23 protein-coding genes are annotated in these 26371 nt (G+C 68.7%); 9 read left to right on the forward strand and 14 right to left on the reverse strand.

The window, feature by feature from the left end:
• Positions 1 to 82 precede the first annotated feature (82 nt).
• Entirely contained in the window at positions 83 to 352 is a 270-nt protein-coding gene (locus tag ACMGER_RS12945) for a hypothetical protein (protein WP_436812548.1), read from the reverse strand.
• Between the two features lie 293 nt (positions 353 to 645).
• Here ACMGER_RS12945 and argJ point away from each other — a divergent pair, with 293 nt between their 5' ends.
• The 3 genes from argJ (at position 646) to ACMGER_RS12960 (ending at position 2997) form a co-directional block, all read left to right on the forward strand.
• Positions 646 to 1869 (forward strand): bifunctional glutamate N-acetyltransferase/amino-acid acetyltransferase ArgJ, encoded by a 1224-nt coding sequence (gene argJ / locus ACMGER_RS12950; protein WP_436812549.1) that lies wholly within the window; start codon positions 646 to 648, stop codon positions 1867 to 1869.
• Positions 1870 to 1874: 5 nt separating this feature from the next.
• On the forward strand, positions 1875 to 2486 hold the full coding sequence (locus ACMGER_RS12955; RefSeq protein WP_436812550.1) for a glutathione S-transferase family protein: 612 nt from the start codon (positions 1875 to 1877) through the stop codon (positions 2484 to 2486).
• A gap of 79 nt (positions 2487 to 2565) precedes the next feature.
• Positions 2566 to 2997, forward strand: a complete 432-nt coding sequence (locus tag ACMGER_RS12960) for a GFA family protein (RefSeq protein ID WP_436812551.1) — start codon at positions 2566 to 2568, stop codon at positions 2995 to 2997.
• 45 nt (positions 2998 to 3042) lie between these two features.
• Here the strand turns inward: ACMGER_RS12960 and trxA are convergent, their stop codons facing one another.
• From trxA to ahcY, 9 genes are all read right to left on the reverse strand, one after another.
• A complete protein-coding gene (gene trxA / locus ACMGER_RS12965) occupies positions 3043 to 3366 on the reverse strand; it encodes a thioredoxin TrxA (RefSeq protein ID WP_436812552.1) in 324 nt (107 codons plus the stop codon).
• Between the two features lie 54 nt (positions 3367 to 3420).
• Positions 3421 to 6807 (reverse strand): double-strand break repair helicase AddA, encoded by a 3387-nt coding sequence (addA, locus tag ACMGER_RS12970; RefSeq protein ID WP_436812553.1) that lies wholly within the window; start codon positions 6805 to 6807, stop codon positions 3421 to 3423.
• Positions 6808 to 6908: 101 nt separating this feature from the next.
• On the reverse strand, positions 6909 to 9845 hold the full coding sequence (addB, locus tag ACMGER_RS12975) for a double-strand break repair protein AddB (RefSeq protein ID WP_436812554.1): 2937 nt from the start codon (positions 9843 to 9845) through the stop codon (positions 6909 to 6911).
• A complete protein-coding gene (locus ACMGER_RS12980) occupies positions 9838 to 10599 on the reverse strand; it encodes a nucleotidyltransferase family protein (protein ID WP_436812555.1) in 762 nt (253 codons plus the stop codon). The genes addB and ACMGER_RS12980 overlap by 8 nt, the downstream gene beginning before the upstream one ends.
• A complete protein-coding gene (locus ACMGER_RS12985) occupies positions 10596 to 11579 on the reverse strand; it encodes an aminoglycoside phosphotransferase family protein (RefSeq protein WP_436812878.1) in 984 nt (327 codons plus the stop codon). The genes ACMGER_RS12980 and ACMGER_RS12985 overlap by 4 nt, the downstream gene beginning before the upstream one ends.
• The gene (gene tsaE / locus ACMGER_RS12990) at positions 11576 to 12022 is read right to left on the reverse strand and encodes a tRNA (adenosine(37)-N6)-threonylcarbamoyltransferase complex ATPase subunit type 1 TsaE (RefSeq protein WP_436812556.1); all 447 of its coding nucleotides are present in this window, start codon (positions 12020 to 12022) and stop codon (positions 11576 to 11578) included. The genes ACMGER_RS12985 and tsaE overlap by 4 nt, the downstream gene beginning before the upstream one ends.
• Before the next feature lie 142 nt (positions 12023 to 12164).
• A complete protein-coding gene (locus ACMGER_RS12995) occupies positions 12165 to 14510 on the reverse strand; it encodes a sensor histidine kinase (protein WP_436812879.1) in 2346 nt (781 codons plus the stop codon).
• Positions 14511 to 14640: 130 nt separating this feature from the next.
• The gene (locus ACMGER_RS13000) at positions 14641 to 17667 is read right to left on the reverse strand and encodes a TonB-dependent receptor plug domain-containing protein (protein WP_436812557.1); all 3027 of its coding nucleotides are present in this window, start codon (positions 17665 to 17667) and stop codon (positions 14641 to 14643) included.
• Positions 17668 to 17844: 177 nt separating this feature from the next.
• Positions 17845 to 19257, reverse strand: coding sequence for an adenosylhomocysteinase (gene ahcY, locus ACMGER_RS13005; RefSeq protein ID WP_436812558.1), 1413 nt, complete (start codon positions 19255 to 19257; stop codon positions 17845 to 17847).
• Between the two features lie 242 nt (positions 19258 to 19499).
• Here ahcY and ACMGER_RS13010 point away from each other — a divergent pair, with 242 nt between their 5' ends.
• Positions 19500 to 19934, forward strand: a complete 435-nt coding sequence (locus ACMGER_RS13010; RefSeq protein ID WP_436812559.1) for a CBS domain-containing protein — start codon at positions 19500 to 19502, stop codon at positions 19932 to 19934.
• 202 nt (positions 19935 to 20136) lie between these two features.
• Here the strand turns inward: ACMGER_RS13010 and ACMGER_RS13015 are convergent, their stop codons facing one another.
• Both ACMGER_RS13015 and ACMGER_RS13020 read right to left on the reverse strand, forming a co-directional pair.
• Positions 20137 to 20817: a GNAT family N-acetyltransferase gene (locus tag ACMGER_RS13015; protein WP_436812560.1), complete on the reverse strand. Its 681-nt coding sequence runs from the start codon at positions 20815 to 20817 to the stop codon at positions 20137 to 20139.
• 90 nt (positions 20818 to 20907) lie between these two features.
• The gene (locus ACMGER_RS13020) at positions 20908 to 21468 is read right to left on the reverse strand and encodes a YqgE/AlgH family protein (RefSeq protein ID WP_436812561.1); all 561 of its coding nucleotides are present in this window, start codon (positions 21466 to 21468) and stop codon (positions 20908 to 20910) included.
• 115 nt (positions 21469 to 21583) lie between these two features.
• On the opposite strand from ACMGER_RS13020, the gene ACMGER_RS13025 reads away from it, so the two are divergent.
• From ACMGER_RS13025 to ACMGER_RS13045, 5 genes are all read left to right on the forward strand, one after another.
• A complete protein-coding gene (locus ACMGER_RS13025) occupies positions 21584 to 22066 on the forward strand; it encodes a peroxiredoxin (protein ID WP_436812562.1) in 483 nt (160 codons plus the stop codon).
• A 78-nt stretch (positions 22067 to 22144) separates the two neighbouring features.
• Complete coding sequence (locus tag ACMGER_RS13030; RefSeq protein ID WP_436812563.1) at positions 22145 to 22387, forward strand: hypothetical protein; 243 nt, start codon at positions 22145 to 22147, stop codon at positions 22385 to 22387.
• 98 nt (positions 22388 to 22485) lie between these two features.
• A complete protein-coding gene (locus ACMGER_RS13035; RefSeq protein WP_436812564.1) occupies positions 22486 to 23922 on the forward strand; it encodes an AMP nucleosidase in 1437 nt (478 codons plus the stop codon).
• Between the two features lie 60 nt (positions 23923 to 23982).
• Positions 23983 to 24504 (forward strand): hypothetical protein, encoded by a 522-nt coding sequence (locus ACMGER_RS13040; RefSeq protein WP_436812565.1) that lies wholly within the window; start codon positions 23983 to 23985, stop codon positions 24502 to 24504.
• 121 nt (positions 24505 to 24625) lie between these two features.
• On the forward strand, positions 24626 to 25111 hold the full coding sequence (locus ACMGER_RS13045) for a nuclear transport factor 2 family protein (protein ID WP_436812566.1): 486 nt from the start codon (positions 24626 to 24628) through the stop codon (positions 25109 to 25111).
• Positions 25112 to 25133: 22 nt separating this feature from the next.
• Here ACMGER_RS13045 and ACMGER_RS13050 read toward each other — a convergent pair whose 3' ends face one another.
• Positions 25134 to 25805: an alpha/beta fold hydrolase gene (locus ACMGER_RS13050; RefSeq protein ID WP_436812880.1), complete on the reverse strand. Its 672-nt coding sequence runs from the start codon at positions 25803 to 25805 to the stop codon at positions 25134 to 25136.
• A gap of 67 nt (positions 25806 to 25872) precedes the next feature.
• Positions 25873 to 26316, reverse strand: a complete 444-nt coding sequence (locus ACMGER_RS13055; RefSeq protein WP_436812567.1) for a GFA family protein — start codon at positions 26314 to 26316, stop codon at positions 25873 to 25875.
• Positions 26317 to 26371 lie beyond the last annotated feature (55 nt).

Raw genomic sequence — 26371 nt, forward strand, 5'->3', positions numbered from 1 at the left:
GAAATATGAGGCGCTGCCCCGCTAAGGGCGCGCCAGGATCAAGCCGAATTGGAAAAGCCGGCGCCGATGCGCCCGCCTGGAGCTATTCGCGCCGGCGCTCCGGCACGAGGCGGCTGAAGGAAACCAGCGGCCGCTTCGTCAGCACCAGCGCTGCCGGCGCAACATAGCCGCGCGGACGCGGCGCCACGACGCGGTTCATCGCCAGTGCATAGGCCCGCACCGCCGCAGCGCGCGTACCGCCGACCGCGACATCGGCGACCTGCGAGGCGACCACCATCTCCGGCGCGCGCACGACAGCGGTCCGGACGGTACCGGTGATGCCGCAGATCAGCGCGCTCAGGAGAAGGAACAATTCCGTCATCTCAAGTCAGCGCGACATAGTGACGCTCCAGCGTATCGTCCAATCTTTTGTCAGTATCATGACTCCCAATCGCGAGGACGGCCGGCACTCGAATGCATCGCCCGGCCGCGTGAAAGCGAAGGAGTCGCACTCTATTCGTTCACTTTGCTCCACTGACCCCGCAGCCGCGTTCTGGGGCGGCTGCCGGCGAACCCAAGCAAGGCAAATCCTATTAGGAAAGCGATTTGTCGGAGCGGGAAACGACATGTCTTGAGGCAATCCAAATCGGCTGTAGGGGAACGGACATGACTCGCTCGCCCCTCGCCCCTGCCTCGATCCCCGAGCCCGCCCCGATTCCCGGCGTCACCGTCCGCGTCGCCCGCGCGCGCTACAAGGTGTGGGACCGCTGCGACCTCACCTTCGTCACGCTCGACGAGGGCACCGCCGTCGCCGGGGTGCTGACGCAGAGCCGCTGTCCCTCGCCCGAGGTCGAATGGTGCCGCAAGGCGCTGGTGCTGGGCCGGGCGCGGGCGCTGGTGGTGAACGCGGGCAATTCCAACGCCTTCACCGGCAACCGCGGCCGCGCCGCGGTCGAGGCGATCGCGGCGCGCGCCGCGGCGCATCTCGGCTGCGCGCCGTCGGACGTGTTCGTCGCCTCGACCGGCGTGATCGGCGTGCCGCTCCCCGTCGACAAGGCGGAATCGGGCCTCGACGCCGCCTTCGCCGCAGAGCCCTGCTCCTGGGGCGCGGCCGCCGAGACGATCATGACCACCGACACCTTCGCCAAAGTCGCCGAGCGGCGCGCGACCATCGGCGGCCAGGACGTGCGGCTGGTCGGCGTCATCAAGGGCTCGGGCATGATCGCGCCGGACATGGCGACGATGCTCGGCTTCATCTTCACCGACGCCGCGGTGGAGCCAGCCTTCCTCCAGGCGGCGCTGTCGGCGGCGAATCGCAAGACCTTCTCGTGCATCACCGTCGACAGCGACACCTCGACCAGCGACACCGTGCTCGCCTTCGCCACCGGCAAGGCCGGCAACGCGCCGCTGGCCAGCGAGGAGGACGAAGACGCTTCCGCCTTCGTCGCCGTGCTGTCGGAGCTGTGCATGGAGCTCGCCCAGCTCGTCGTCCGCGACGGTGAAGGCGCATCGAAGCTGATCGAAATCACCGTCGAGGGCGCCGAAAGCGACCGCTCCGCCCACCGCATCGCGATGAGCATCGCCAACTCGCCGCTGGTCAAGACCGCGATCGCCGGCGAGGACGCCAACTGGGGCCGCGTGGTGATGGCCGTCGGCAAGGCCGGCGAGCCCGCCGAGCGCGATCGGCTCGCCATCCGCTTCGGCGACACCCAGGTGGCGAAGAACGGCCTCGCGCTCGAAGGCTATGACGAGGCCCCCGTCGCCGCGCATCTCAAGGGCCGGGAGATCAGCATCGGCGTCGACCTGGGTCTCGGCGAAGGCCGCGCCACGGTTTGGACGTGCGACCTGACCCACGGCTACATCTCGATCAATGCCGACTACCGGAGCTGAGCGCCATGCTGACGATCTGGGGCCGGCTCAACTCGCACAATGTGAAGAAGGTGGTGTGGCTCGCGGAGGAGCTCGGCCTCGACTATGTCCGCCACGACGTCGGCGGGCAGTTCGGCATGGACGACGCCTATCGCGCCAAGAACCCCAACGCGCTGATCCCGACGATCGAGGACGGTGAGGTCGTGCTGTGGGAATCGAACGCGATCCTCCGCTACCTCGCCGCGCGCTACGGCGGCGAGCGGTGGTGGCCGGCCGATCCGGCGGCGCGCGCCATGGCCGACCGCTGGATGGACTGGCAGTTCGGCTATGCTCCCGCCCAGCTTCCGGCGTTCGTCAATCTGATCCGCCGGCCGGAGAGCGAGCGCGACATGGCCGCCGTGGCGCAATCGGCCGAAGCCTCCGCGCGGCTGATGCGGATCGTCGACGCGCAGCTTGCCGTGGCGCCGTGGCTATCGGGCGCCGAGTTCGGGATCGGCGACATCCCGATGGGCGTTTACGCCTACACTTGGTTCAACCTGGCGATCGCGCGGCCGGAGATGCCGCACGTCGCCGATTGGTATCGCCGGCTCCAGTCGCGGCCCGGCTATGCCGAGCAGGTGATGATCCCGCTGACCTGAGGAAAGTCGCCGCCCGGCGTGAACCTTGTGGCGCCGGGCGCGGTTGTATGGCTCGCCTGACGCATATCGGAGCCGAGCGATGGAAGGCGGCTGTTCCTGCGGTACGATACGCTACCGGCTGGCGAGCGCACCGTTCGACACCGGCTGGTGCCATTGCCGCATCTGCCAGCAGATCTCGGGTGCGCCGGCGGTGGTGTTCACCAGCGTGCCCGCCGACGACCTGGTGATCGAGTCGGGCGGCGACGCGCTCGGGACGATCAGGACGACCGATTTCGGCGAACGCCGCTTCTGCACCCGCTGCGGCACTCCGATCAGCATCCGCGTGGATTTCCAGCCAGAGACGATCGACATCCCCGTCGCGACACTGGACGAGCCCGATCGGGTGCCGCCGGGCTTCCACATCTTCTACGACAGCCGCATCGCCTGGGCCGGCGCCGGCGACGGCCTCCCCCGCCACGCCCGCTTCCGACCGGACACGCGCGGCCTGGAGCCGGGACAGACGGAATCTTGATCCTCCGCCGTCATCCGGGCTTTCGCCCGGATGACGGGGAAAACTTTACGCCAGCTCGCCCTCGAGCCAGGCCCTGATCCGCCCTTTGGGCTCGGCACCGACCTTGGTCGCAACAGGCTGGCCGTTCTTGAACAGGATCATCGTCGGGATGCCGCGCACGCCGTAGCTGCCCGGCGTCTCGGGATTCTCGTCGATGTTGAGCTTGGTGATCGTCACCTGCTCGCCGAGCTCGTCGGACAGCTCCTCCAGGCTCGGGCCGATCATCTTGCAGGGGCCGCACCATTCCGCCCAGAAATCGACCAGCACCGCGCCCTCCGCGTTGAGCACGTCGCTCTGGAAGCTGTCGTCGGTGATCGCCTTGGTCGCCATTGCCGAAGTCTCCTTGGGGATTGGTCCGTAATCTATGCGCGGGACCCGCGGCGCTCAAGCGTCCGGGGACAAGCTTTGCTCCGTGGCCGGCAACTCCGGCTTGTGCGCCGCAAGCTGCCGCGGCGTCAGCTCGAACAGCTCCGGCCCGGCGGTATAGAGCAGCGCCGCATCCACCCGGTGTCCTGGAAAGATCACTCCCAGCGCCGCCGCATAGGCCGCCATCTGCTTCAGATGATGCAGCGGGATCTCCGCCGCCGAGGCCGGCACCCGCCGCCCGGTCTTGAAATCGGCCACCCGCACCGCCCGATCGGTCACCACCAGCCGGTCGACCGTGCCCGCGACCACCAATCCGCCGACCGTCGCCGCGATCGGCGCCTCGGCGAGGGAATCCGGTCCGAACAGCTCGGCGAAGCGCGGATCGTCGATCACCGCGAGCGCCGCGCGCGCGATCTCAGTCCGCACCGCGCCGTCCTCGACGCCGCCCGAACGCAGGAGCCACCGCTCCGCCGCCGCGGCGCGACCGCCCGGCGCGACCGCCGGCAGCCGCTCGAACAGCGCATGAAGCAAACGCCCGCGCTCGGCGGCGGCGCGCGTCGCCGACGTCGGCGGCGGGTCCGCCACCACGTCGTCGCCGATCGCGGACGGCGCCAGCGGCCGCGGCGGGCGCGCTTCCTCCGGTGCCGGCCGCCGGGTCCAGGCGGGCAGCGCCGCCACCACCTCCACGCTCTCGGCAGCTGCTCCTCGATCCCCGATCGGCGGCTGAGGTTCGATCCCGTCGAACACCCGCTCGCCCGCCGCTTCCGCTACCCCGAGCGCATCGAGCGCACGCGCCGTCGCCGCGTACCAGCTGTTCGCCGGCGCCTGCCCCTTCCTGCGCGGACTCAACGCACCCGCGACGACGAGCTGCTCCTCCGCCCGCGTCGCCGCGACGTAGAACAGCCGCCAATGCTCCGCCAGCTCGTCGGCATCGACCCGATCCAGTACCGGTTCCAGGGGGCTGCCCGGGCGCTCCTCCTTGCGTGGCCGGAAGATCGGCAGCGCATGGTCGAACCCCTCCGGCGCCCATTTGACCAGCGAACGCGGCGAATCCCCCGGATCGGCGGCGGCATCGGCCAGGATCACCAGCGGCGCCTGCAACCCCTTGGCGCCATGCGCGGTCATCACCCGCACGGCGTCGAGCGGCTGCGAGGGATCGCGCACGATCTCCACCTCGCCGCGATCGAACCAGTCGAGGAAGCGCTGCAGCGACGGTGTCGCCGTACCCTCGAACGCCAGCGCCGCGTTGAGCAGCTCCTCGATCGGATCGCGCGCCTCCTCGCCCAAGCGTCGGAGCAGCTTGCGTCGCCCGTCGAGCGGCCCTGACAGCAGCTCCTCCAGGAAACGATGGGGCGTGGTGAAGTCCGCGCGGTTGAGGATCGCCGTCAGCGGCGCCAACCGATCCTCGCCCTGCGTCGCACGCAGGTGCCGCCACAGGCTCCCCCGCTCGCGCAGCGCTGCCGTCGACAATTCGTCTTGGCTCCAGCCGATCAGCGGCGAGACCAGCAGGCTGGCGAGGCTGAGGTCGTCATCCGACTGCAACGCGAAACGCACTGCCGCGAGCAGGTCCTGGACGGCCAGCGGCGCCGTCAGCCGCAACCGGTCGACACCCGCCACCGGCACGCCTTCGGCATAGAGCCGCGCGACGATCAGCGAGGCGAGCTCGCCGCGGCTCCTGACCAGGATCATCACGTCCTCGGGCCGCAGTACCCTGCCTTTGCTGTCGAGCCGCAGCTTGCCCACCCAAGACTTCACCGCCCGCGCGATCCGCCCGGCATGTTTGCGGGTGGCGTCGTCGATCCAGCCCTCCTCGTCATCGTCCTCGCCGCCGGCTTCGGTCGGCGCCCACAAGGTCACGCGGCCCGGCCCTGCCACCTCGCTCGCATGGCCGCCGTCGACCTCGGTTCCCATACCGGGCGGCGGCAGCGCGTCGATCGCGGCGTCGACGAACTCCAGCACCGGCCGCGTCGAGCGGAAGCTGTGGCTCAAGGACAATGTGTCGAGCCGCCGCGCATCGGCATCGAACTCGGGCGCTACCTTCGATTCCCGATCGAAATAGTGATGCGCCGCCCGAAAATAGATCGGGCTGGTTCCCTGGAAGCCGAAGATCGCCTGCTTGTAGTCGCCGACCGTGAACAGCGTGCGCTGCACCCCCGCCCGCGCCCCTTCGCCCGCGAAGAACTCGTCGGCCAGCGCGCGCACGATCGCCCATTGCTCCGGATTGGTGTCCTGCGCCTCGTCGATCAGGATATGGTCGGTCGCCTGGTCGAGCTTGTAGCGCACCCAGTCGCCCATGCCCGGCCGCTGCAGCAGCGCGACCGTCGCCCGGATCAGGTCGTCGAAATCGACCGCCCCCCGCTGCCGCTTGGCACGGAGATAGGCGTCGGCATAGGCCCGCCCCGCCTCCAGCCCGCCGGCAAGCAGATCGGCATAGGCGGCGCGGTCGAGCAATCCCAGCAGCCGGGCACAATCGCCACGTAATCCCTCCGCGAGCGCGGCATAGCCGACGATCTGCGGAGCCCAGCCCTTGGCGGTGGAAAAAGCACCGGCCAGCTCGCGCAGCCCCTCCGCCCGGCCGGCGGCATCGGCTCCGATCCAGCGCTCGACCAGCTCGACCCGCGTCATTCCCCGCGGCGTTCCCCAGGCGCGGTTGTGCTCGACCAGCGCGCGCAGGGAATCGCAATCGAACGCCGCGCAGCACCGCTCCACCTCCGCGGCGATATCGCCCTCGGGCAGGTCGAGCGCGCGCCTCAGGAACGGCTGCACCCCGCTCGGCAGCGCCGCCATCGCTTCCGGCGCGCGCGCGCAGGCGAGCAGGAACTTCTCCGCATCCCCCTCGCCGAGTCTCAGGCTCAGCGCTCCCACCGCCTCGACCAGCCGGCGCCGACCATTCCGCTCCTCCTCGGCCAGCACCTCGGCGAGCGTCTCGCGCGCCAGCACCGCCTCCTCGCGTGCCTCGAGCGGGCGAAATCCCGCCGCGAGCCCCGCCTCGACAGGAAAGGCGGCGAGCAGCGACTGGCAGAAGCTGTGGATGGTCTGGATGCGGATACCGCCCCCCGTCGCATCGAGCACCCGCGCGAACAGCTTGCGCGCCCGCTCGCGAGTCGCCGGATCGCCGCTTTCGCCCAGCGCCTCCAGATCGCGCGCCAGGTCGGCGTCGGGCATCCGCACCCAGGCGGCAAGCCGCGCCCCGATCCGCCCCGCCATCTCCGCGGCGCCGGCCTTGGTGAAGGTGAGGCACAGGATCGCGGAGGGATCGACCCCGCGCAGCAGCAGCCGATAGACGCGCGCCGCCAGCACCTGGGTCTTTCCGGTCCCCGCAGAGGCGGACAGCCACACATGCGCCCGCGGGTCGCTGGCGGCACGTTGGTTGCCCTTGAGCGGCGGGAGGGGGCCTTCAACCAAGGCGACCCTCCAAAAATCCGTTCGGGCTGAGCCCGTCGAAGCCCGCCCCTCGACCGCGAGCCCGCCCTTCGACAAGCTCAGGGCGAATGGAGATATCGAGCCTATTCCCGCCCATACCACTCGTCCCGCCGCATGAGCTGGTCGTAATCCGTATAGGGGGCGAACTCCGGCCGGAGCTTCGCGGTGAACGGCTCCTCCCCGGTCAGCCACCGTCCCGCCGCCTCGACGAAATGCCCACGCGCCACGCTCACGAACTCGTCGGTGCGGAGCTTGTCCCGCGCGCCCGTCGGATCGACCGGCGAGCTGATCTTGCCGAACGCCCCGCGGTCCTTCGCCAGCGACCAATATTCGAAGACGCCCGCGCGCCCTTCGATCCCCTCGAACCCGCGTTCTTCCGCGATCAGCCCGAGCAGCCCCAGCTGCAGGCTGAACCCCGCCTTCACCGTCGCGACGGAGGGTGCCTTGCCGGTCTTGTAATCGACGATGCCGAGCGTCCCGTCCGGCATCCGGTCGAGCCGATCGAAGGTGCCGCGCAGCTCGACCCCAGCGATATCGATCGCCCCCTGGCGCTCGACCGCGATCACCCGCCGCCCGTCCGCCATCATCGCCGCGATCCGGCCGGCGATCCAGTCGACCGCCTCGTAGAGCCGCGGCGCCCACAGCGCCCGCATCAGCGGGTGCGCACCCGTCAGCATCGCCTCCGCGCGCGGGCGCAGCTTCTCGGGCGCGCAATCGTCCTCCTCGGCCCAGGCGCGCAGCACCGCATGGACCTCGGTTCCTCGCCACGCAGCGGTGGCGTCGGCATCGACCGGCTCCAACGGCATCAGCCGCAGCATCCGCCGCGCATAGAAGGCGTAGGGATCGGCCTTGAGCCGGTCGACCTCGGTCACCGAGATCCGCTTCGGTCGGATCGCCGCCGGCGGCGCCGGCTCGGGCCGTGGGCTCGGTGCGAAGCTGCCCGGATCGTCGAGCGCGCGCGCCCAGCCGGCGAGTTCCTCGGCCGCCGCCCACCCTTCGCCGGCCAGCGCCTGGAGCCGCAGCCAGAAGCGTGAGGCGATCGTCGGCGACTTGGCATCGCGCCGCGCGCGGGTCAGCAGCACCTCGGGCGCGCCGAGCCCCATCGCGAAGTCGTGCGCGGTGAGGCCGATCCGCGCCTCCAGCCCCGGCAGCCCGAGCTCCGCACGGATGCGCGGCGCCAGCCACGGATCGGGCGCCGGCCGTCCCGGCCACACACCTTCGTTGAGCCCGCCCAGGATCATCAGGTCCGCCGCCTGCAACCGCGCCTCGAGCAGGCCGTAGATGGCCAGCCGCGGATGCCCGCCCTGCGGCGGCCGCACCGCCACCTCGTCCATCAGCGCGCGCAGCAGAGCGGCGAGCGCCGCCGGCTCGACCACGGGCGGCCCGAGCGCCGCACGCTCCTCCAGCTCGGCGAGCAACTCCGCCGCCGCCCGCCCCTCGGCGCGCGACCAGACCGCATCGCCCGCCAGCGCCGTCGCCGCCTCGCGGAGGCAGCCGAGCAGGTCCGGCAGCGACTGTGCCCGTTCGCCAAAGGTCGCCTCGATCCCCTCCAGCGACGACCGCACCTCCGTCCACCAGCTTGCCGCCAGCCCGCCGGCCTCGCCGAGATGCCGGTCGAGCCCGTCCAATCCCACGGCCGGCCGCGGACCGCGCAGCGCCCGGTCGACCGCCCTCGCTCCCTCTAGCCACGCCGCGCGCGCCTCGCCGCTGCGCACCAGCGGATGCTTGAGCAGCGCCAGCAGCGGCACCGGTGCGAAGCGTTGCGTCCCCGCCTCGGCGATCGCGAGCAGCAAGGTCCCCGGCGGCGTCTGCGAGAGCGGCCGTCCCGCCGAATCGTCGACCGCGACGCCCCAGCGTGCGCAATGCGCCGCCACGCGCCGCGCTAGGCCCCGATCCGGCGTCACCAACGCCGCCGTCCGTCCCGGCGTCTCCAGCGCCTCGCGCAGCTTGAGCGCGATCGCCTGCGCCTCCTCCGCCGGCGTCGCCACCTCCAGCGCGCTGACGCCGCCGAGGTTGCGCTCCCCCGGCTTCAACCCGATCCAGCGGTGCGTCAGCTCCGCCGGCGCCAGCGCCGTCGTGATCGCCCGGCTGCGGGCCGGCGGCGCGTCGACCTCGCTCGCCGCCTGCCATGTCCGGAACTCGCCCCGCCGCACGCCCATCCGCTCGAGCAGCAGCTTGAGGTGATATTGCGGATGCGTCTCCTCCGCGCGCGGCCGGCGGCCGGTGATGGGATCGGGCGCGAACGGCCCCAGCGCTTCCCAGCCCTCCTCGTCCATTGCCAGGTCCAGCCCCGGCAGTACCACCATGCCCAGCGGCAGCGCCGCAACGCTGCGCAGCACGCGCGCGATCGCCGGCGCGGCGGAGGTCACGCCCGCCGCGCACACGAACCCAGCCGGCGGCGTCCCGCGCCACGTCTTCGCCACCCGATCGAGCAGCCGCCCCCGCCGCTCGGCCAGCTCGATCCGCCCGAGCCGCGCCAGCTCGGCCGGCCAGCGGTCGAGCACCACCGCGAAGGTCGCCAGCGCCCGCTCCCAATGCACGCTGAGCGGCTCGAACAGGCTGATCTCGCGTAGGCGCCCGGGCGGCACCTCCTCCACCAGCAGCTGATCGAGCGTCCGCGCGAGGTCGCCCGCCAGTCGCACCGCCTCGGCGCTGTCGATCGTCGGGTCAGCCTCCTGCACCAGCCGCGCCAGGATCATCCGCCGCGTCATCGGCGCCACCGCGGGCGGCACCGGCTCCTCGGCATCGGCGGGATCAAACAGCGGCCCCACCGCCTCGTCGATCTCGGGATCGCCGATCGCGACCAGCCGCGGCAGCAGGAGCCCGCTCCCGCTCGCCCGCACGAAGGCGTCGGTAATCGCCCGCTTCGACCGGTTGGTCGGCACCAGCACGATGCCGCGCGCAAGTCCGGTCGGCTCGCCGCCGAAGCGCCGGATCAGCCCGGCCGCCAGCGCGTCGGCGAAGGCACGGTGAGGCGGGATCGTGTAGAGATTGAGGCGCCGGGCAGCCGCCTCAGCCATGGGCCAGGATCGCCTCCGCCTCGCCGATCGCCGCCGGCTCGCCGATCTCGAACCACAGCCCCTGGTGCACCAGCCCCCAGGCGCGCCCGGCCTCGATCGCCCGCTGCCAGAACACATTGGTCGAGAACGGCCCCTCGGGTGCGTCGGCGATGATGCGCGGATGCAGCATCTGCACGCCGACATAGACGAACGGCGCCACCCGCCCGCGCTTGCGCCGCCCGGTGATGCGGCCGAGCGCGTCGAGGTGGAAATCCCCCTGCGCCCGGTAGCCGTGCGCACGCGCATAGGGCACCATCAGCAGCAACGCATCCATCCGCTCGTCGTCCCACGCGGCGGCGAGCGCGCGGATCGCATCGGTCGGCCCGTCGATCCACAGGCTGTCGGCGTTGACCACCAGGATCGGCCCGTCGCCCAGCAGCGGCCTGGCCTTCACCAGCCCGCCGCCCGTCTCCAAGAGTTGGCCGCGCTCGTCGGAGATGACGACCTCGATATCCTTCGCCCGTGCCTTGAGGTGCGCCTCCAGCGCGTCGGCGAGATAATGAACGTTGACCACCGCGCGCCTGACCCCTGCCGAGCGCAGCCGGTCGAAGACATGGTCGATCAGCGGCTTGCCCGCCACCTCGACCAGCGGCTTGGGCCGCGTCGCGGTGAGCGGCCGCATCCGCTTGCCGAGCCCCGCCGCCATCACCATCGCCGTCTCCGGCACATGGCCGCCCGGATCGGGTCTCAGCGCCAGCGTGCGCGCGTTGCTCATAGATGCCCGCCCACCACGATCGGATCGCCCCGCATCTCGGCGGGAATGTTCGCGTCGAACCACGCCCGCACCGGCGCCAGCACCGGCTGCTCGAGGTCGCGGTTGAGATAGCCCCACACGCGCGGGCAGAGGCCGGGATAGCGCGGCTTGCCGTCGCGCTGCCACAGCCGCGTGAAGATGCCGACGATCTTTGCATTCCGCTGCGCGCCGAGCACATGATAGGCGTCGACGAAGTTCTGCCCGGCGCCGGTGGTACGCAGGTAGCGGTCGAGCAGCGCCTTCTCCAGCGCCGGATGCACGTCGCGCCGGGCGTCCTGCAGCAGCGAAACGAGGTCGTAAGCCGGATGCCCCGCCAGCGCATCCTGGAAATCGAGCAACCCCATGAAGCCTTTGCGCGGCCCATGCTCGATCAGCATGATGTTCTCGGCATGATAGTCGCGCAGCACCGTCACCTTGGGCCCGCCGAGCGCGAGGTGGAACACCTCGTCCCACGCCGCATGATAGCCTTCCGCATCCGCCTCGATACCGACCGCCAGGCAATACCATTCGGTCAGCAGCCCCACCTCGCGATGCAGCACCGCCTCGTCATAGGGCGACAGCTCCGCGGCGCCGTGTCCGGCAAGCGCGATCAGCAGGTCCACCGCCTGCTCGTAGAGCCGGAGCTCGCTCTCGGGCGCGGCGTCGGCGGTCTCGCGCATCCGCGCGTCGCCGAAGTCCTCGAGCAGCACCAGGCCCCGGTCAAGGTCGCGCGCATAGATCTCCGGGGCCGCGAAGCCGCGCACGCTCAACCATTCGGCAACGTTGATGAACGGCCGCGGGTCCTCGTGCGGCGGTGGCGCGTCCATCAGCACGGCGCTGCGCCCGGGCGCCACCGCGCGGAAATAGCGGCGGAACGAAGCGTCCCCGGCGAGCGGCAGCAGTTCGGCGTCGCCCCATCCCGCGCGTGCGAGGAAATCCGGGGCCGCGGCGGGCGGGTTCATGTCGGCGGCGGCCATCGTCCCTTCCATGCCGCAGGCACTTTCGCTGTCAAGACGCGCGTGCCGTCCACTGCGACGGAGAGCGTCAGCCACAAGGCATCGTCCCATGCGCTCGTCCCCAGCCGCTCGGGCCACTCGACGATCAGCAGCGAATCCGTGCGCGCCTCGTCGAACCCGAGCTCCCCGGCCTCGCCCGGATCCTCGATGCGGTAGAGATCGACGTGCAGCACCGGAAAGGGGACCTCCGGCGGGTCATAAGGCTGTACGATCGCAAAGCTCGGCGACGGCGCCTCGCCCTGCAGTCCGAGTCCGGCAAGCAGCCCCCGCGCGATGCTGGTCTTGCCCGCGCCGAGCGGGCCCGACAATGCGATCACGTCGCCGGGCCGCACGACGCTGGCGAGGGCACGTCCCAATGCCTCGCTCGATTCGAGAGAGGCGAGGATCAAAAGCTCCTCCCCGGCACGGGGAGGGGGACCGCTCGCAAAGCGAGTGGTGGAGGGGCTGGCGGAGTACGGCCCCTCCACCACGCGACTGCGTCGCGCGCGCGCCCTCCCGGTGCCTGGGAGGAGCTCGGGATCGCGATACCCCTCACCGCGGCAGCTCCACGGTGACCAGCGTACCCTCCCCCGGCTCGCTGATCAGCGAGATCGTCCCGCCATGCGCCTCGACGAACTGCTTGGCGAGCGGCAGCCCCAGCCCCAGCGCCCGCTCCCCGCTCTGCGTGATTCCCGGCCGGGCGAAGCGGTCGAACGCGCGTGCGACCGCCGCCTTGTCCATGCCGGGCCCATCGTCCGACACCACGATCCGCGCCCTGTCCTCATCACCGTCGAGATGCAGCAGCACCCGTCCGCCCTCGTGCGTGCACGAGATGGCATGGTGCAGCAGATGCTCGATCGTCTGACGCAACCGCTCGGGATCGCCGGTGACGCTGCCCGCCGATCCCAGCACGTCGAGCGCAAGTCCGATCCGCTTCGCCCGCGCCGACGCCGCCACCGTCTCGGCCGCGGCATTAGCGGTGAGCTCCAGGTCGACCGTCACCCGCTCGCCGGCCTTCGGGTCCTGCGTCAGGTCGAGCACGTCGTCGACCAGCGCGGACAGCCGCTCGACCGATTCGAGGATCGCCTGGACATAGCCGGTGCCGTTCTCGCTGAGTTCGCCGGCATAGCCGCCATGGAGCAGCTCGGCGAACCCCTTGATCGAGGTGAGCGGCGTGCGCAGCTCGTAGCTCATGTTGGCGACGAATTGGGTCTTGACCCGGTCCGCCTCCTCCAGCGCCTCGTTGCGGTCGGTGAGCGCGCGCTCGATCCGGCGGCTGTCGGTGATGTCGAGCATCGTCAGCAGCGCGTTGCCGTCGGGCAGCGGCACCGCCGCGAACTCGAAGTGCCGTCCGTCGGCGAAGCTCACGCGCCCGCCGCGCTGCTGCCGCTCGGCGGTGGCGGAGCGCACCAGCTCGCCGATCAGCGTCGCACGGGCTGGATTCTCCAGCTTCTCGCTCGCGCGCTTCGCCAGCTCGTCGACGCGGGGGTGCTTGTTGAGCAACGACTCCTCGAAACCCCACAGCAGCCGGAACTTCTGGTTCCAGATCTGCAGCCGCCCGTCGGAGGCGAACACCCCCAGCGCCTCGAACAGATTGTCGAAGGTCGCGGTCCGGACACGCAGCAGCGTGTCGCGCGCACTCGCCAACTGGACCTGCTCGGTGCGGTCCTCGAAGATCAGCAGCAGCCCGCCGTCGGGCAGCGGTTGCGCCACCACGCGCAGGTGCGTGCCGCCCGGCAGGTGCCATGGTTCCTCGATCGCCTCTTGGTTGGCGCTCAGGAACCAGTCGCGCCGCTCGGCCTTCCAGCCAGGGAAGTCTCGCACCTCGGGCAGCCGCCCCGCCTCGCGCATCCGTTCGAGCACGCGCTCGAACTCGGGCCGATCCTTTACCCATTCCTCGCGCATCGCGAAGATGCGGCGGAACGGCTGGTTGCAGAAGCTGAGTCCCCGGTCCGGCCCGAACTGCGCCACGCCGGCCGAGAGCCGGTCGAGCATCGCCCGCTGCGCATCGGCGAAGCGTTTGATGCCCCCGCGCGCCTGCTCCAGCTCCTCGATGTCGACCGCGAAGCCCGCCACGCCGCCCGACGGCAGCGGCACGTCGTGAATGCGCAGCATCCGCCGCGCGCCGCCGATCGTCGCCGGCACCGCCGCCACCTGCGGCTCCCTGGTATCGCGCGCGATCGCGGCATTGGCGAGCGGCCCGCCGATGGTGTCCCCCTCGACCAGCTCGAGCCCGCGGTCGATCACGTCGCGCGCATCCTCGCCCTCCACCGCGCGCACATAGGCGGTGTTGACCATCGTGAGCGCGAGGTTGCGGTCGCGATACCACATCGGCATCGGCGCGGCCTCGATCAGGCCCGCGAGCGCATCGAAGGCGCCGTGGAGCCGCTCGCTCTCCTGCGCGAGCCGTGCGATCTCTTCCTCGCTCTCGGTGGCGTCGAAGAACCACAGCACCACGCCGCCCGGCGCCAACGCCGCCTCGGGCGCGCGCGCGCCGCTGACGATGAGCTTGCGCGCCGACCCGCGCGTCGCGAGGGAAAGCCGGAACGGCCGCCCCGCCTTGGCCGCGGCGGCCACCTCGGCGGCGAGGATCTCGGCGTCGGCCGGATCGAGGCCGGTATCGGCGGCCGACAGATCGGTGAGGTACTTGGGCGCCGTCTCCAGCCCGAGCCAGTCGGCGACGCGCTGCGGCAGCTCGATCCGCCCGTCCGCGCGCACCAGCGCAGCCTGCGCCGGCCCGCTCGCCAGCAGCGCGGCATCGCGCCGGGCGAGGTCCTTCAGGCGCGCGCTGCTGCGCCGCCCCGCGAGACCGACGTAGAGGGCCACGGCGGCACCGACGACGAGCACCGCCAGCACCGCGCCTGCGATCATGGCGACGGTGGTCGAGATCGTGATCATGTCGGCAGGCACGAGCCCTCGCCCGCCCCGCATCGCGTGGCCTTCATCCGACTGTCCTTAAGCGCTCCCGTCGCCAAAGGAAAAGGGCGGAGCGCCGAGGCGCCCCGCCCTTCCACGTGATCGATGGAGATCAGAGTTTCGGCATCTTCACGCGGGCGCCGAAGAAAATATAGCGTCCGATCGAGTCCACCGGATAGGTGCTGGTACCGATATCGGGCTTCTGTCCGAAAACATTGTTGACGCCGCCGTAGAACTGGAAGCGGTCCGTGACGTCGACGCTGGCATAGATGTCGTGCTGCCAACGCTCCTTGAGAAAGGTATACTCCGGCGCATACCGATCCGGATTCGACTGATAGGACTGGTTCGTGTCCCGCAGCGTCTTGTCGAACCAGGTAAGCCCATAATTCAGCGTGACGTTGCCCATCGACCACGTCAGATCGGCGTTGACGGTATACTTTGGAGCCAGCGCTTCCATCCGATCATTGTCGACCGGCGCCCCCGGCGTCGGAATGAATTCGAGCCGGTCCAAGTAATTGGCGATCACGTTCAGGTTGAAGCGCCCGATCGACTTGGTGCGCACGCTATAATTGAGGTTGATATCGAGGCCGGACGTGCGGAACTGCGCGACATTGAACGGCTGGACCGTGAATCCGACGATATTGCCCGCGTCGGCGGTACCCGCTGTACCGCTCTGACGCGTGATCAGCGGGCAATATTGATTGTCGATCGTCGGCTGGTCGACGCACAGTTCAGCGATCTCTTCGGCGGTCGCCTGGTTGATCGCCTGCTTGATGCGGATGTCGTACCAGTCGCCACGCAAGGTCAGGCCAGGAACGAAACGCGGCTGCAGGATCACACCCGCCGTCCAGGTCTTCGCGGACTCTTCGCTCAGATTATCATTGCCGACCGAGATGCCCGAAATGTTGGTGGAACGAGGGTCGCGATAGGTGCCGGGATCGGCGACACCCAGCGAGGTCAGCAGAGCTTGGCAATTGGCGGCACGATAGGTGGTGCCGTTCTGCACCTGGTTGGTGTTGCAGGGGTCGGTGATGAACTCGAAAGTCTGCGACCGCCCGCCGAACAGCTCGCCAATGTTGGGAGCGCGCACGGCCTTGGAGTAGGTGCCGGTAAAGGTGATGTCCCGCACCGGTGCCCAGGTGCCGTCGAACTTCCACGCGGTCGTGTTGCCGATCGTCGAGTAATCCGAAAAGCGGATGGCGGCGCCGAAGTTCAGCCGGTGGAAGAACGGCCGGTCCTTGAGCACCGGAACGCTCAACTCGGCGAATTCCTCGGTCACGTCGAATTCGCCCTTGTCCACGGCGAGCGCATTCGTGAAGGTCAGCCCCTGCGCCGCGATCGGATCGGGGGTGAAGCTCGATTCCTCCTTGCGATACTCGGCGCCCAACGCGAAGCCGATCGGACCGCCCGGCAACTCGAAGAACTGGCCGAAGTCACCCGACAGCGAAGCTGAGATCACCTGCTGCCGCAATCGGGCCCGGTCGGTTGTATCGGTGCGAACGAAATTTTTCGCCGCGTCGCTCATCGCGTTCTCGCCGAAGATGTTCATCGGCACGCAGGCGCTCGGATTGAACGTCGTCGGGGCAAAGATATCGCGTGTATAATTGAACGGCTGGTCCGGCATGTAGTCCGGGGTGATCGCCGCACGGCAGACGATATTGCCGCTGGCGTCGCGCACTGCATCGATCGCCGCGTAGAAGCGGTCGTCGAGAATATCGCCGATATAATGGTTGGTTACGTCCGTCTGGCCGAAAGTGTACGAGATTTCGTAGTTTGCATGCTCGCTCAGGTCGCCGCGAAGGCCACCGACGAAGCGATAGGTCTCGCGCGTTATATCCTCGCCGCGCTGGCCAAGATCGAAATTGTCGCGGTTGACCAGCACGCCGCCGTTGCCCGCGGCAGCGATCGCCGGCCGGAGAGCATCCGGAATGTACGGATTGTCCTCCGGGATCAAGAGATAATAGTCGAACGACGGCTGCCCGAGCGAGAAGCTCTTGGTGCGCGCATACTTGCCCTCGGCAAAGATCTCGACGGCCGGCGCCACCTCGAAGTGTGCGATTGCGTTGACGACATGGCGCTTAATCTCGGGGAGCAGATCGTTGCCATAGTCGCCGACCAATGTCGCATTGCCGCCCCGCTGATAAAAGTCAGGGACGAAGCTACCTGGATCAAATGGCGTCAAGGCACCGCTGCCGTTGACTATATAATCGGGGAATCCGTCGAAATCGAGATCGATGCCGCCCTCGCGATTGGTATCGAAATAGCGGATGTTGTTGAGAGGCACATAGTCCGGAATGCCGTTGTCGACCGGGCCGTCGTAGTTGCCTTGGTTCTCCGGGTCGTCCGGGTTGAGATAGAAGCCTGTGGCGTTCGCACCGCGCAGCCGCTTGCGATCACGCGTTTCGAGCCGGTCCTCCTCCGCATACTCGTACGCCAGCGCAATATTGCCCCGCCCGCCGGCAAAATTCTTGCCCACGGTAATATCGAACAGTCGCTTGCTGGCGTCACCGTGATCGGAGAGTCCCGCCTGGCCCCGCGCCGTGATCCCCTCGAAATTCTTCTTCATGATGAAGTTGACGACACCCGAAACGCCGTCGGCGCCGTAGATCGCCGAGACGCCGCCGGTCAGGATGTCGACCCGCTCGACGAGGTCGGTCGGAATGGTGTTGATGTCGACTGATTGGCTGCCGGGAACCGCCGCCACATGACGGCGCCCGTCAACAAGCACCAGCGTCCGCTCGGTGCCGAGATTGCGCAGATTGAGCAGATTGAGGCCGGTCGCGCCGATCCCGGCGCCGCTGCCCGAGTTGTCGGCTGAATTCGACGAGCCCTGCAACGCAGGATAGCCGGTCAGGAAGTCGGTAAGATTGGTCGTGCCCGAAGCCTGCAGCGTCTGCTGACCGAGCGAGATCACCGGGTTCGGCGTCTCGAAGTCAGGTCGGCGGATACGCGATCCGGTTACGATGATTTCCTGCCCCTGATCCTCCGGTTCTTGCGCAGCCGGCACTGTCGGAGGTGGTACATTGTCGCTGCTCTGTCCGGGCGAGGCGGTCTGCGCCAGGGTTGGCGTGGCGAGCGCAACCGCGATGACGGAGGCGGTAGCGGCGAGCACCCGATGGACATTGCGAATTTTGGACATGGAACCCCCTGAGATGTGACTAGATTTTGTCTCTGAGGCCATTCCTGCGCCCGGCGCTGGCAGTTCTCAACCCATCTAAGAAAAATGCAACGAACAGTGACCAAAAAACAACACCGTGCCCGGCAGAGGCGCCGGACACGGTGTCTTGATTAACAGAAGGTTACGGCCGACTTGAGATCAATAGCGATAGTGATCCGGCTTGAACGGCCCCTCCACCGGCACGCCGATGTAGGCCGCCTGCTTCTCGGTGAGCTTCGACAGCTTCACGCCCAGCTTCTCGAGGTGCAGCGCCGCCACCTTCTCGTCGAGGTGCTTCGGCAGGACATACACTTCGTTCTTGTACTTGTCGGCGCCGGTCCACAGCTCGATCTGCGCGAGCACCTGATTGGTGAAGCTTGAGCTCATCACGAACGACGGATGCCCCGTCGCATTGCCCAGGTTCACCAGCCGCCCCTTCGACAGCACGATGATCTTCTTGCCGTCGGGGAACTCGACCTCGTCGACCTGCGGCTTGATCTCGGTCCACTTGTAGTTGCTGAGCGCCGCGATCTGGATCTCGCTGTCGAAGTGGCCGATGTTGCACACGATCGCCATGTTCTTCATCTCGCGCATGTGGTCGAGCGTGATGACGTCGGCGTTGCCGGTGGCGGTGACGAAGATGTCGGCGCGCTTGGCCGCCTCCTCCATCGTCACGACCTCATAGCCCTCCATCGCCGCCTGCAGCGCGCAGATCGGGTCGATCTCGGTCACCAGCACGCGCGCGCCGCCGTTGCGCAGCGACGCGGCCGAGCCCTTGCCGACGTCGCCGAAGCCGGCGACCGCGGCGACCTTGCCCGCCAGCATCACGTCGGTGCCGCGGCGGATCGCATCGACCAGCGATTCCTTGCAGCCGTAGAGGTTGTCGAACTTCGACTTGGTGACGCTGTCGTTGACGTTGATCGCCGGGAAGGGAAGCTTGCCGCTCTTGGCGAGCTCGTAGAGGCGATGGACGCCGGTGGTGGTCTCCTCGGAGACGCCCTTGATCGTCTCGACGGTCCTGGTGAGGTAGCCCGGCCGCTCGGCGAGGAAGCGCTTCAGCGTCGCGACGAAGATCTCCTCCTCCTCGTTGGTCGGCGTGAACAGCGCCTCGCCCGCCTCGACGCGCGCGCCCCACAGCGCGAACATGGTGGCGTCGCCGCCGTCGTCGAGGATCATGTTGGCGGTCTGATCGGTCCCCCAGTCGAAGATGCGGATGACGTAATCCCAATATTCCTCGAGCGTCTCGCCCTTCACCGCGAACACCGGCACGCCCGAGGCGGCGATGGCGGCGGCGGCGTGGTCCTGCGTCGAGAAGATGTTGCACGACGCCCAGCGCACGTCGGCGCCGAGCGCGGTCAGCGTCTCGATCAGCACCGCGGTCTGGATCGTCATGTGCAGCGATCCGGTGATGCGCGCGCCCTTGAGCGGCTTCGACGCGCCATATTCGGCTCTGAGCGCCATCAGGCCGGGCATCTCGGTCTCGGCGATCTCGATCTCCTTGCGGCCGAAATCGGCGAGCGCGATATCCTTGATGACGTAGTCGTTCGTGTCGGCGGCAAGAGCGGTGGCCACGGGCAATCTCCGAATGAATGAATGCCGCTGCCCTAGCCGCAGCACCGCCCGGAATCAAATATAAAGATATCTTTATATGCTCTGGGCAACCCAGCCGACCGGCGCGCTCGGCTGATCCAGACCCGCCACCGTTCCGTCACGTCGCCGGGAACCTCGGCGCTCCGCGTCCGTAGCCCAGATGCGCGTCGGCGCCTCCCGAAAGGAATCGACGCCGCCCAATCCGATCCAGGAGGAGGATGATCATGAAGGTGAACGAATGCATGACGCGCGAGGTGCGGATCGTCGATCCCGACCAGACGCTCGAGCAGGCCGCGCGCACGATGGCGGACATCGACGCCGGCATCTTGCCGGTCGGCGAGAACGACCGGCTGGTCGGGATCGTCACCGACCGCGACATCGCGATCCGCGGCGTCGCGCGCGGATGCCAGCCCAGCGCAAAGGTCCGCGAGGTGATGAGCCCCGAGATCCTCTATTGCTTCGAGGATGACGACATCGAGGATGTGCTCAACAACATGGCGCAGATCCAGGTCCGACGCCTCCCCGTGCTCGACCGCAACAAACGGCTGGTCGGCGTGGTCTCGATCACCGACTTGGCCGACAGCGGCGACGAGACGCACGCCGGCGAAGTGCTGTGCGAGATCGCCCGGCCGAGCGGATTGCATTCGCAGACGGCTTGATCGCGTCGGAGAGAGATGGGTGATCTTGAGACGGAGCGACACTTCAATCCTCCCCCGCCAGAGGAGGGTGTCAGCCGCAGGCTGGCGGAGGAGGAGGAACGGCGACCCACTAGCGGCGTGCCTCCTCCCCCTCACGGGTGAGGATTGAAAGGGGCCGCACGTCCCACTGATCTGAATGCCTCCGTTCCAGGCGATCGGAACCTCATTCCGCCCGCACCAGCACGCTCGCCGTCACCTCCCCGTCGACCCGGAACCCCAGGCTCTCGTACAAGGTAATCGCGCCGGCGTTGGTCGCATAGGCGTGGAGGAACGGCGTCTCGCCCCGCGCGAGCATCCGTTGCGCGACCGTCCGCATCAGCGCGCCGGCATAGCCGCGGCCGCGGAACTCGGGATGGGTGCACACCCCGCTCACCTCGGCGAGGCCCGGCATCCGCATCCGCTCGCCTGCCATCGCGACCAGCCGTCCGTCCTGCCTGACGCCGACGAACGCGCCGAGCCGGTTGGTGTGTGCGGCATAGGGACCGGGCTCGGTCAGCGTCGCCAGTGCGAACATCTCCGGCGCGTCGCCCTCGCCGAGCGGCACGATCTCGAACGGAGGCTTGGGCGCTCCGGTGATCACCTCCGCCACCATCTGCACGCACGCCGCCGAGCGATCCACCCGCGTCCCCGGCGGGGTGGGCCATGGCTCTTTCTCGACCATCCACAGCTCGCCGCCCGCCGGCACCAGCGCCGCCAGCGCGGCGAGGCTCTCCGGCGACCGGTCCGGCGCCGCGCCGAACACGCCATAATTGCGCTTCAGCCGCCACGCCCGCGCATCTCCTTCGGCGAGCGCCGCCCAGCCGCTCGTCAAGGCATTCCACACCGGCCGGTCGAGCAACCTCAACTTGGGCGCTTTCCTACACGGGACGTCCACGCATATCCCCCTCTTGTTCTCACGGGCGAATTTCGTGACTTTCGTGACTTTCGGCCATGCTCACGCGGTGCCGGTCGAGTTTGCCAGCAGCCGCGGGTCGATCCCCGCCGCGGCGAATCCCGCTTCCCAGCGATGATGCGCGGCGGTGTCGAACAGCAGCCTTTCGTCGCCGCTCGTGTTGAACCAGCCGTGCCGCGTCATCTCGTCGTCGAGCTGCCCGGCACCCCAGCCGGCATAGCCGAGCGCCACCAGCCAGCGCTCCGGTCCGGCGCCCTCGGCGATCGCGCGCAGCACGTCGATCGTGCCCGACAAGGCCCAGCGCCCCGCGACGTCGATCGTGTCGCCGCCCGTCCAGTCGCGCGAGTGCAGCACAAAGCCGCGCCGCGGCTCGACCGGCCCGCCGAACAACACCGGCCGGTCCTCGGCCTTCCCAGGATCGATCTCCAGCTGCCGCAGCACGTCATGGAAGCTCAGCGACTCGATCAGCGTCCCCACCCCGATTCCCAGCGCGCCGTCGGCATCGTGCGCGCACATCGCGATCACGGCGCGTTCGAAGCGCGGATCGCCGATGCCCGGCATCGCGAGCAGGAACTGGCCGGTCAGGAACGGAGTCGACTCCATCCCGTCACCATAAAGGTCCGGCCGGACACGCACCACGCTTGAAAAATCCGCCGATCGGTCCAACTGACCGGTCGACCGGCCACTCCGGCGCGGGCATGTCTGAAAGGAAGCGCGAATGACGATCAAGGTTGGCGACCGCCTGCCCAGCACCCAGCTTGTCAGGGCGACCGAGAACGGGCCCGAGGCGGTCAGCACCGACGAGTTCTTCAAGGGCCGCAAGGTCGCGCTGGTCGCTGTGCCCGGCGCCTTCACCCCGACCTGCTCGGCGCGCCACCTGCCCGGCTTTCTCGACAAGGCCGAGGAGCTGAAGGCCAAGGGGGTCGACGAGATCGCCTTCACCGCGGTCAACGACGCCTTCGTGATGGGCGCGTGGAGCAAAGCCAGCGACGCCGCCGGCAAGGTGACGATGCTCGCCGACGGCAACGGCGAGTTCGCGCGCCAGCTCGGCCTCACCATGGACGGCTCCAAGTTCGGCATGGGCGAGCGCAGCCAGCGCTACTCGATGCTGGTCGACGACGGCGTGGTCGCCGCGCTCAACGTCGAACAGCCCGGCGCCTTCGAAGTGAGTTCGGCCGAGCATCTGCTGGGACAGCTGTAGACCCGCACCGTTCCGGGGGCGGAACCGGTGAGGGGTCCAACGGGTTGAATCCGCGTCATTGCCGAAGGGATTGAGACGATGCCTAGCCAGACCGATTTCGCCAACCCGGAAACAGGCGCGAGCGAGCGCAAGACCTTCTTCACCCAGGCGCAGGAGACTGCTTCCAGCGCCCTCAGCAGCACTACCTCGGCGGCGCGGGACCATCCCGTCGCCGCGGCGGCAGTGGTCGCGGGTGCCGCGGCCGCGGTCGCCGGCGCCGCCTATGGGGCGTCGAAGCTGATGAGCAACGGCAGCGGCAAGAACGCGTCGCGGAAGAAGTAGGAGACCCCCTCGCCCGTTCGCCCTGAGCCTGTCTAAGGGCGAACGGGGTTGGGAGGTCGCGACTTGCCAGCGTCATCTTCACGGCTTAACCGCTGAAGATGACCCAAGCCGCTGACATCGTCGCCGAGCTCGACCGCCTCTACCAGGCTTCGATCGAGCGCCTCAAGGCCGCCCTCAACCGCTATCTCACCGACGGCACGCCGCCCGCGCCGGCGAGTCGCTTCGACGGCAGCTTCGCCTATCCGGAAATTCGCCTCACCTACCGCCCCGGGGCCGACCGCCCGACCCCGCTGCGCTCGTTCGGCCGGCTGGTCGATCCCGGCGACTACGGCATCAGCGTCACCAAGCCGGCGATGTTCGCCGACTATCTCACCGAGCAGCTCACCCTGCTGATCGAGGACTATGACGTCGAGGTCCGCGCGGTCGAGGGCCGCCAGGAGATCCCCTTTCCCTACGTCCTCGATCCCGGTCATGCGCTGAGCCTCGACGAGGTCTCCGCCGCCGAGCTCGCCCGCCACTTCCCGGCAACCGAGCTCGCCCACATCGGCGACGAGATCGCCGACGGCCTTTGGGCCAGCATCGATCAGACCCGTCCGTTGGCGCTGTTCGACGCGCTGCGCACCGATTTCAGCCTCGCGCGCCTGCGCCACTACACCGGTACCCCGCCCGAGCACGTCCAGCGCTACATCCTGTTCACCAACTACCATCGTTACGTCGACGAGTTCGTACGCTGGGCGGCGTCGCAATTGGGTGACGGCAGCCGCTTCACCGCCCTCTCCGGCGCCGGCGGGGTGATGATCGAATCGCCCGGGGACGTCGACATCATCGTCAGCGACAGCGCGTGGCGGCGCCACCAGATGCCGGCCTATCACCTGATCGCGCCCGACCGCACCGGCATCACGCTGGTCAACATCGGCGTCGGCCCGTCGAACGCCAAGACGATCTGCGACCATCTCGCGGTGATGCGGCCGGAGGCGTGGCTGATGATCGGCCATTGCGGCGGCCTCAGGCCCAGCCAGCGCATCGGCGACTATGTCCTCGCCCACGCGTACCTGCGCGACGACCATGTCCTCGACGATGTGCTGCCGCCCGAGATCCCCGTCCCCGCCATCGCCGAGATCCAGCAGGCGCTCGCGCGCGCCGCCGAGACCGTTTCCGGCCAGTCGGGCGACGAGCTCAAGCGGCGCCTCAGGACCGGTACCATCGTCACCACCGACGACCGCAACTGGGAGCTGCGCTTCTCCCGCTCAGCACTTCGCTTCTCCTTGAGCCGTGCCGTCGGAATCGACATGGAATCGGCGACGATCGCCGCGCAGGGCTATCGCTTCCGCGTCCCCTACGGCACTTTGCTCTGCGTCTCGGACAAGCCGCTCCACGGCGAGCTCAAGCTGCCGGGCCAGGCCAACCGCTTCTACGAGCGCGCGATCAACGAGCATATGCGCATCGGCATCGAGACCTGCGAGGAGCTCCGCCGCGAGGGCGCCAAGCTCCACAGCCGCAAGCTCCGCGCGTTCAGCGAACCGCCCTTCCGTTGATCGATGGAAACCGGCTAGGAGTTGGGCGTTAGGCCGTAACGACAACAGGGAGCGACTGCGATGGCCAGACCGCCGAAGGACCCGACCGCCACCCCCACCCCGACGCGCCGCAAGACGACCGCGCGCAAGACCACGCGCAAGGCGAGCGCGTCCAAGCCGTCGGATGGCGGCAGCGAGGAGAGCAGTGGCACGCCGAGCCCGGCGCCCAAGCCGCCCGCATCCAGGGCCGCCGCACCGCGCACCCGCAGCCGCAAGACCGGGACCGGCGCCACCTCGCGCAGCTCAGCCGGCGCACGCAACGCTCCCGCCGCCCGCAAGTCAGGTCCGGTCGCGGCTGCCGCCAAGACGGTGACCGCCGCCGCCTCCGACGCCGCGAAGACCGTCACCACCGCCGCCACGGACGCAGGCAAGGCGATCGCCGCCTCGCCGCCGGGCAAGCTGGTGTCCGAAACCCGCGAGAAGGTCGGCGACAAGACCTTCTTCGGCGCGCTGATCGGCGGCGCCCTGGCGATCGGCGCGACCGTCGCCGGCATCTTCCTCGCGCGCCGGCCCAAGGCCGAGAGCGACAAGAAGACGAAATAGCCAAGCACGGCTGCCGACCAGGATCTCATGAGATTGTGGTAGGACGGCTGCCTGAGATCCGGCCTTCGCCGGGATGACGGAGTTCCCGATTCTGACCTTGGAAAATAAGGGGGAAGACCTGATGAACCTACGCTTCGTCCACTTGGTGTTCGCGAGCAGCCTCATCGCCTTGACCGGCGCGAATGCGGCAACCCCGGCCCAGCCTCAAGGCAAGCCGGCCTCGCAACAGGATCAAGCCGCACAGACCGGCATCCGGGCGACGATCGGTGATTACTTCAAGGCCCACGCCACCGGCGATCCCTCTTATCTGCGGAGGGCTTTCCTTCCGACCGCAAGGATCGAAGGAATACGCGACGGCAGGCTCATATCGAGGACGCTCGACGAATACAGCCCCGCCTTCCGAGGAACGCCGGCGAGCGACGAGAGCACACGAGTCCGCACCATCGACTTCATCGACGTGTCGGGGCCCGCGGCAACGGCCAAGGCGACGCTCGACCACGGCGCGACCGTGTTCACCGACTATTTCATTTTGTTGAAGATCGGCGAGGACTGGAAGATCGCGAACAAGGTCTATTCAGCCCGAGCAAAGGACGGCGCGCCGCGCTGAGCGAGCCCTTGACCGGCTCCGATCAATCCTCCCCCAGGAACGCCGCGATCGCCTGCCCCAGCTCGGGCTTGGTCACCGCGCTCATGTGGTTGCCCGGCACCTCGGCATAGCGCGCATCGGCCAGCATGTCCGCGAGCGCCTGCCCTGATCCGTTGTCGTCGTCGTCCGCCCCGTTCACCACCAACGCCGGCACGTCGATCGCCGCCAGTTCCGCCTCGCTCGTGTCGACGAAGGTATTAAGGATCAGCAGCAGCGCCTCGGGATCGCCCCTGGTGGTCTTGAGGAACGCCTCGGTCATCCATTCGGACGTGCCGCGCTCGAAGCTGCCGAGGTTGGTAAGGACCCGGCGGAAATAGCCGCCCCGCCCCTCGGTATGGACGATGCCCCGCAACCCCATGCCCGACAGCACCACCCGCCGCGGCCGCGCGCCATGGACCAGCATCCGGACGCTCGTCCGCCCGCCCAGCGAATAGCCGACCAGGTCGTAGTCACTGAGCCCCAGTTGCTCGATGAGCGCGAAGCCGTCGCGCATCAGTACGTCGGGCGGATAGGCGGCGGGATCATGCGGCTTGTCGCTGTCGCCGTGCGCGCGCAGGTCCGGCATGATCACCCGGAAGCCCTCGGCCGCGATCGCCGCCGCGTGGCCGTAGCGGATCCAGTTGACCTCCGCGTTCGAGAAATAGCCGTGGATCATCACCACCGGCCGCCCCTCTCCCAACTCGCGCCAGGCGAGGCGGACGCCGTCGAAGCTCTCGAAATAGTCAGGGGACTCGGCCAAGGCTTTCCATCCAGCGGGCGGCGATGCGCGGGTTGTCCTCGGTCCGTTCGGTCGGCAGGTGGCTGGTGTCAAGCCATTGGGGATGCCAGCTCTCGACCCCCGAATGGCTGACCGGGCGGAAGCGCGACGGGTCGTCGAAGCTGCCGACGGTCAGGTCCATGCGGTCGTGGCCGTCGGACTCATAGGTGAGCGGCGTCCCGCACCTGGCGCAGAAGCCCCGCTTGGCGAACGAGGAGGAGGCGTAGCGGTCCGGCTCCTCGCCCGTCCATTCGACATCCGCCTTCATCACGTTCTTGAACGCGATCGAGACGCCGCCGGTCGCACGCTGGCACATGCGGCAATGGCAAAGATAGGCCTCGTCGTCGTCGATCATCGCACGATAGCGCTTGGCGCCGCACTGGCAGCCGCCGGTCACCGGTTCGCTCATCTCCTCATCCTTCCGTGCAATCGTGGTTGCGCATTCTGCATGTTGCATGTGCTAG

This window comes from Sphingomonas astragali, assembly GCF_051400615.1.
Lineage (GTDB): Bacteria > Pseudomonadota > Alphaproteobacteria > Sphingomonadales > Sphingomonadaceae > Sphingomonas.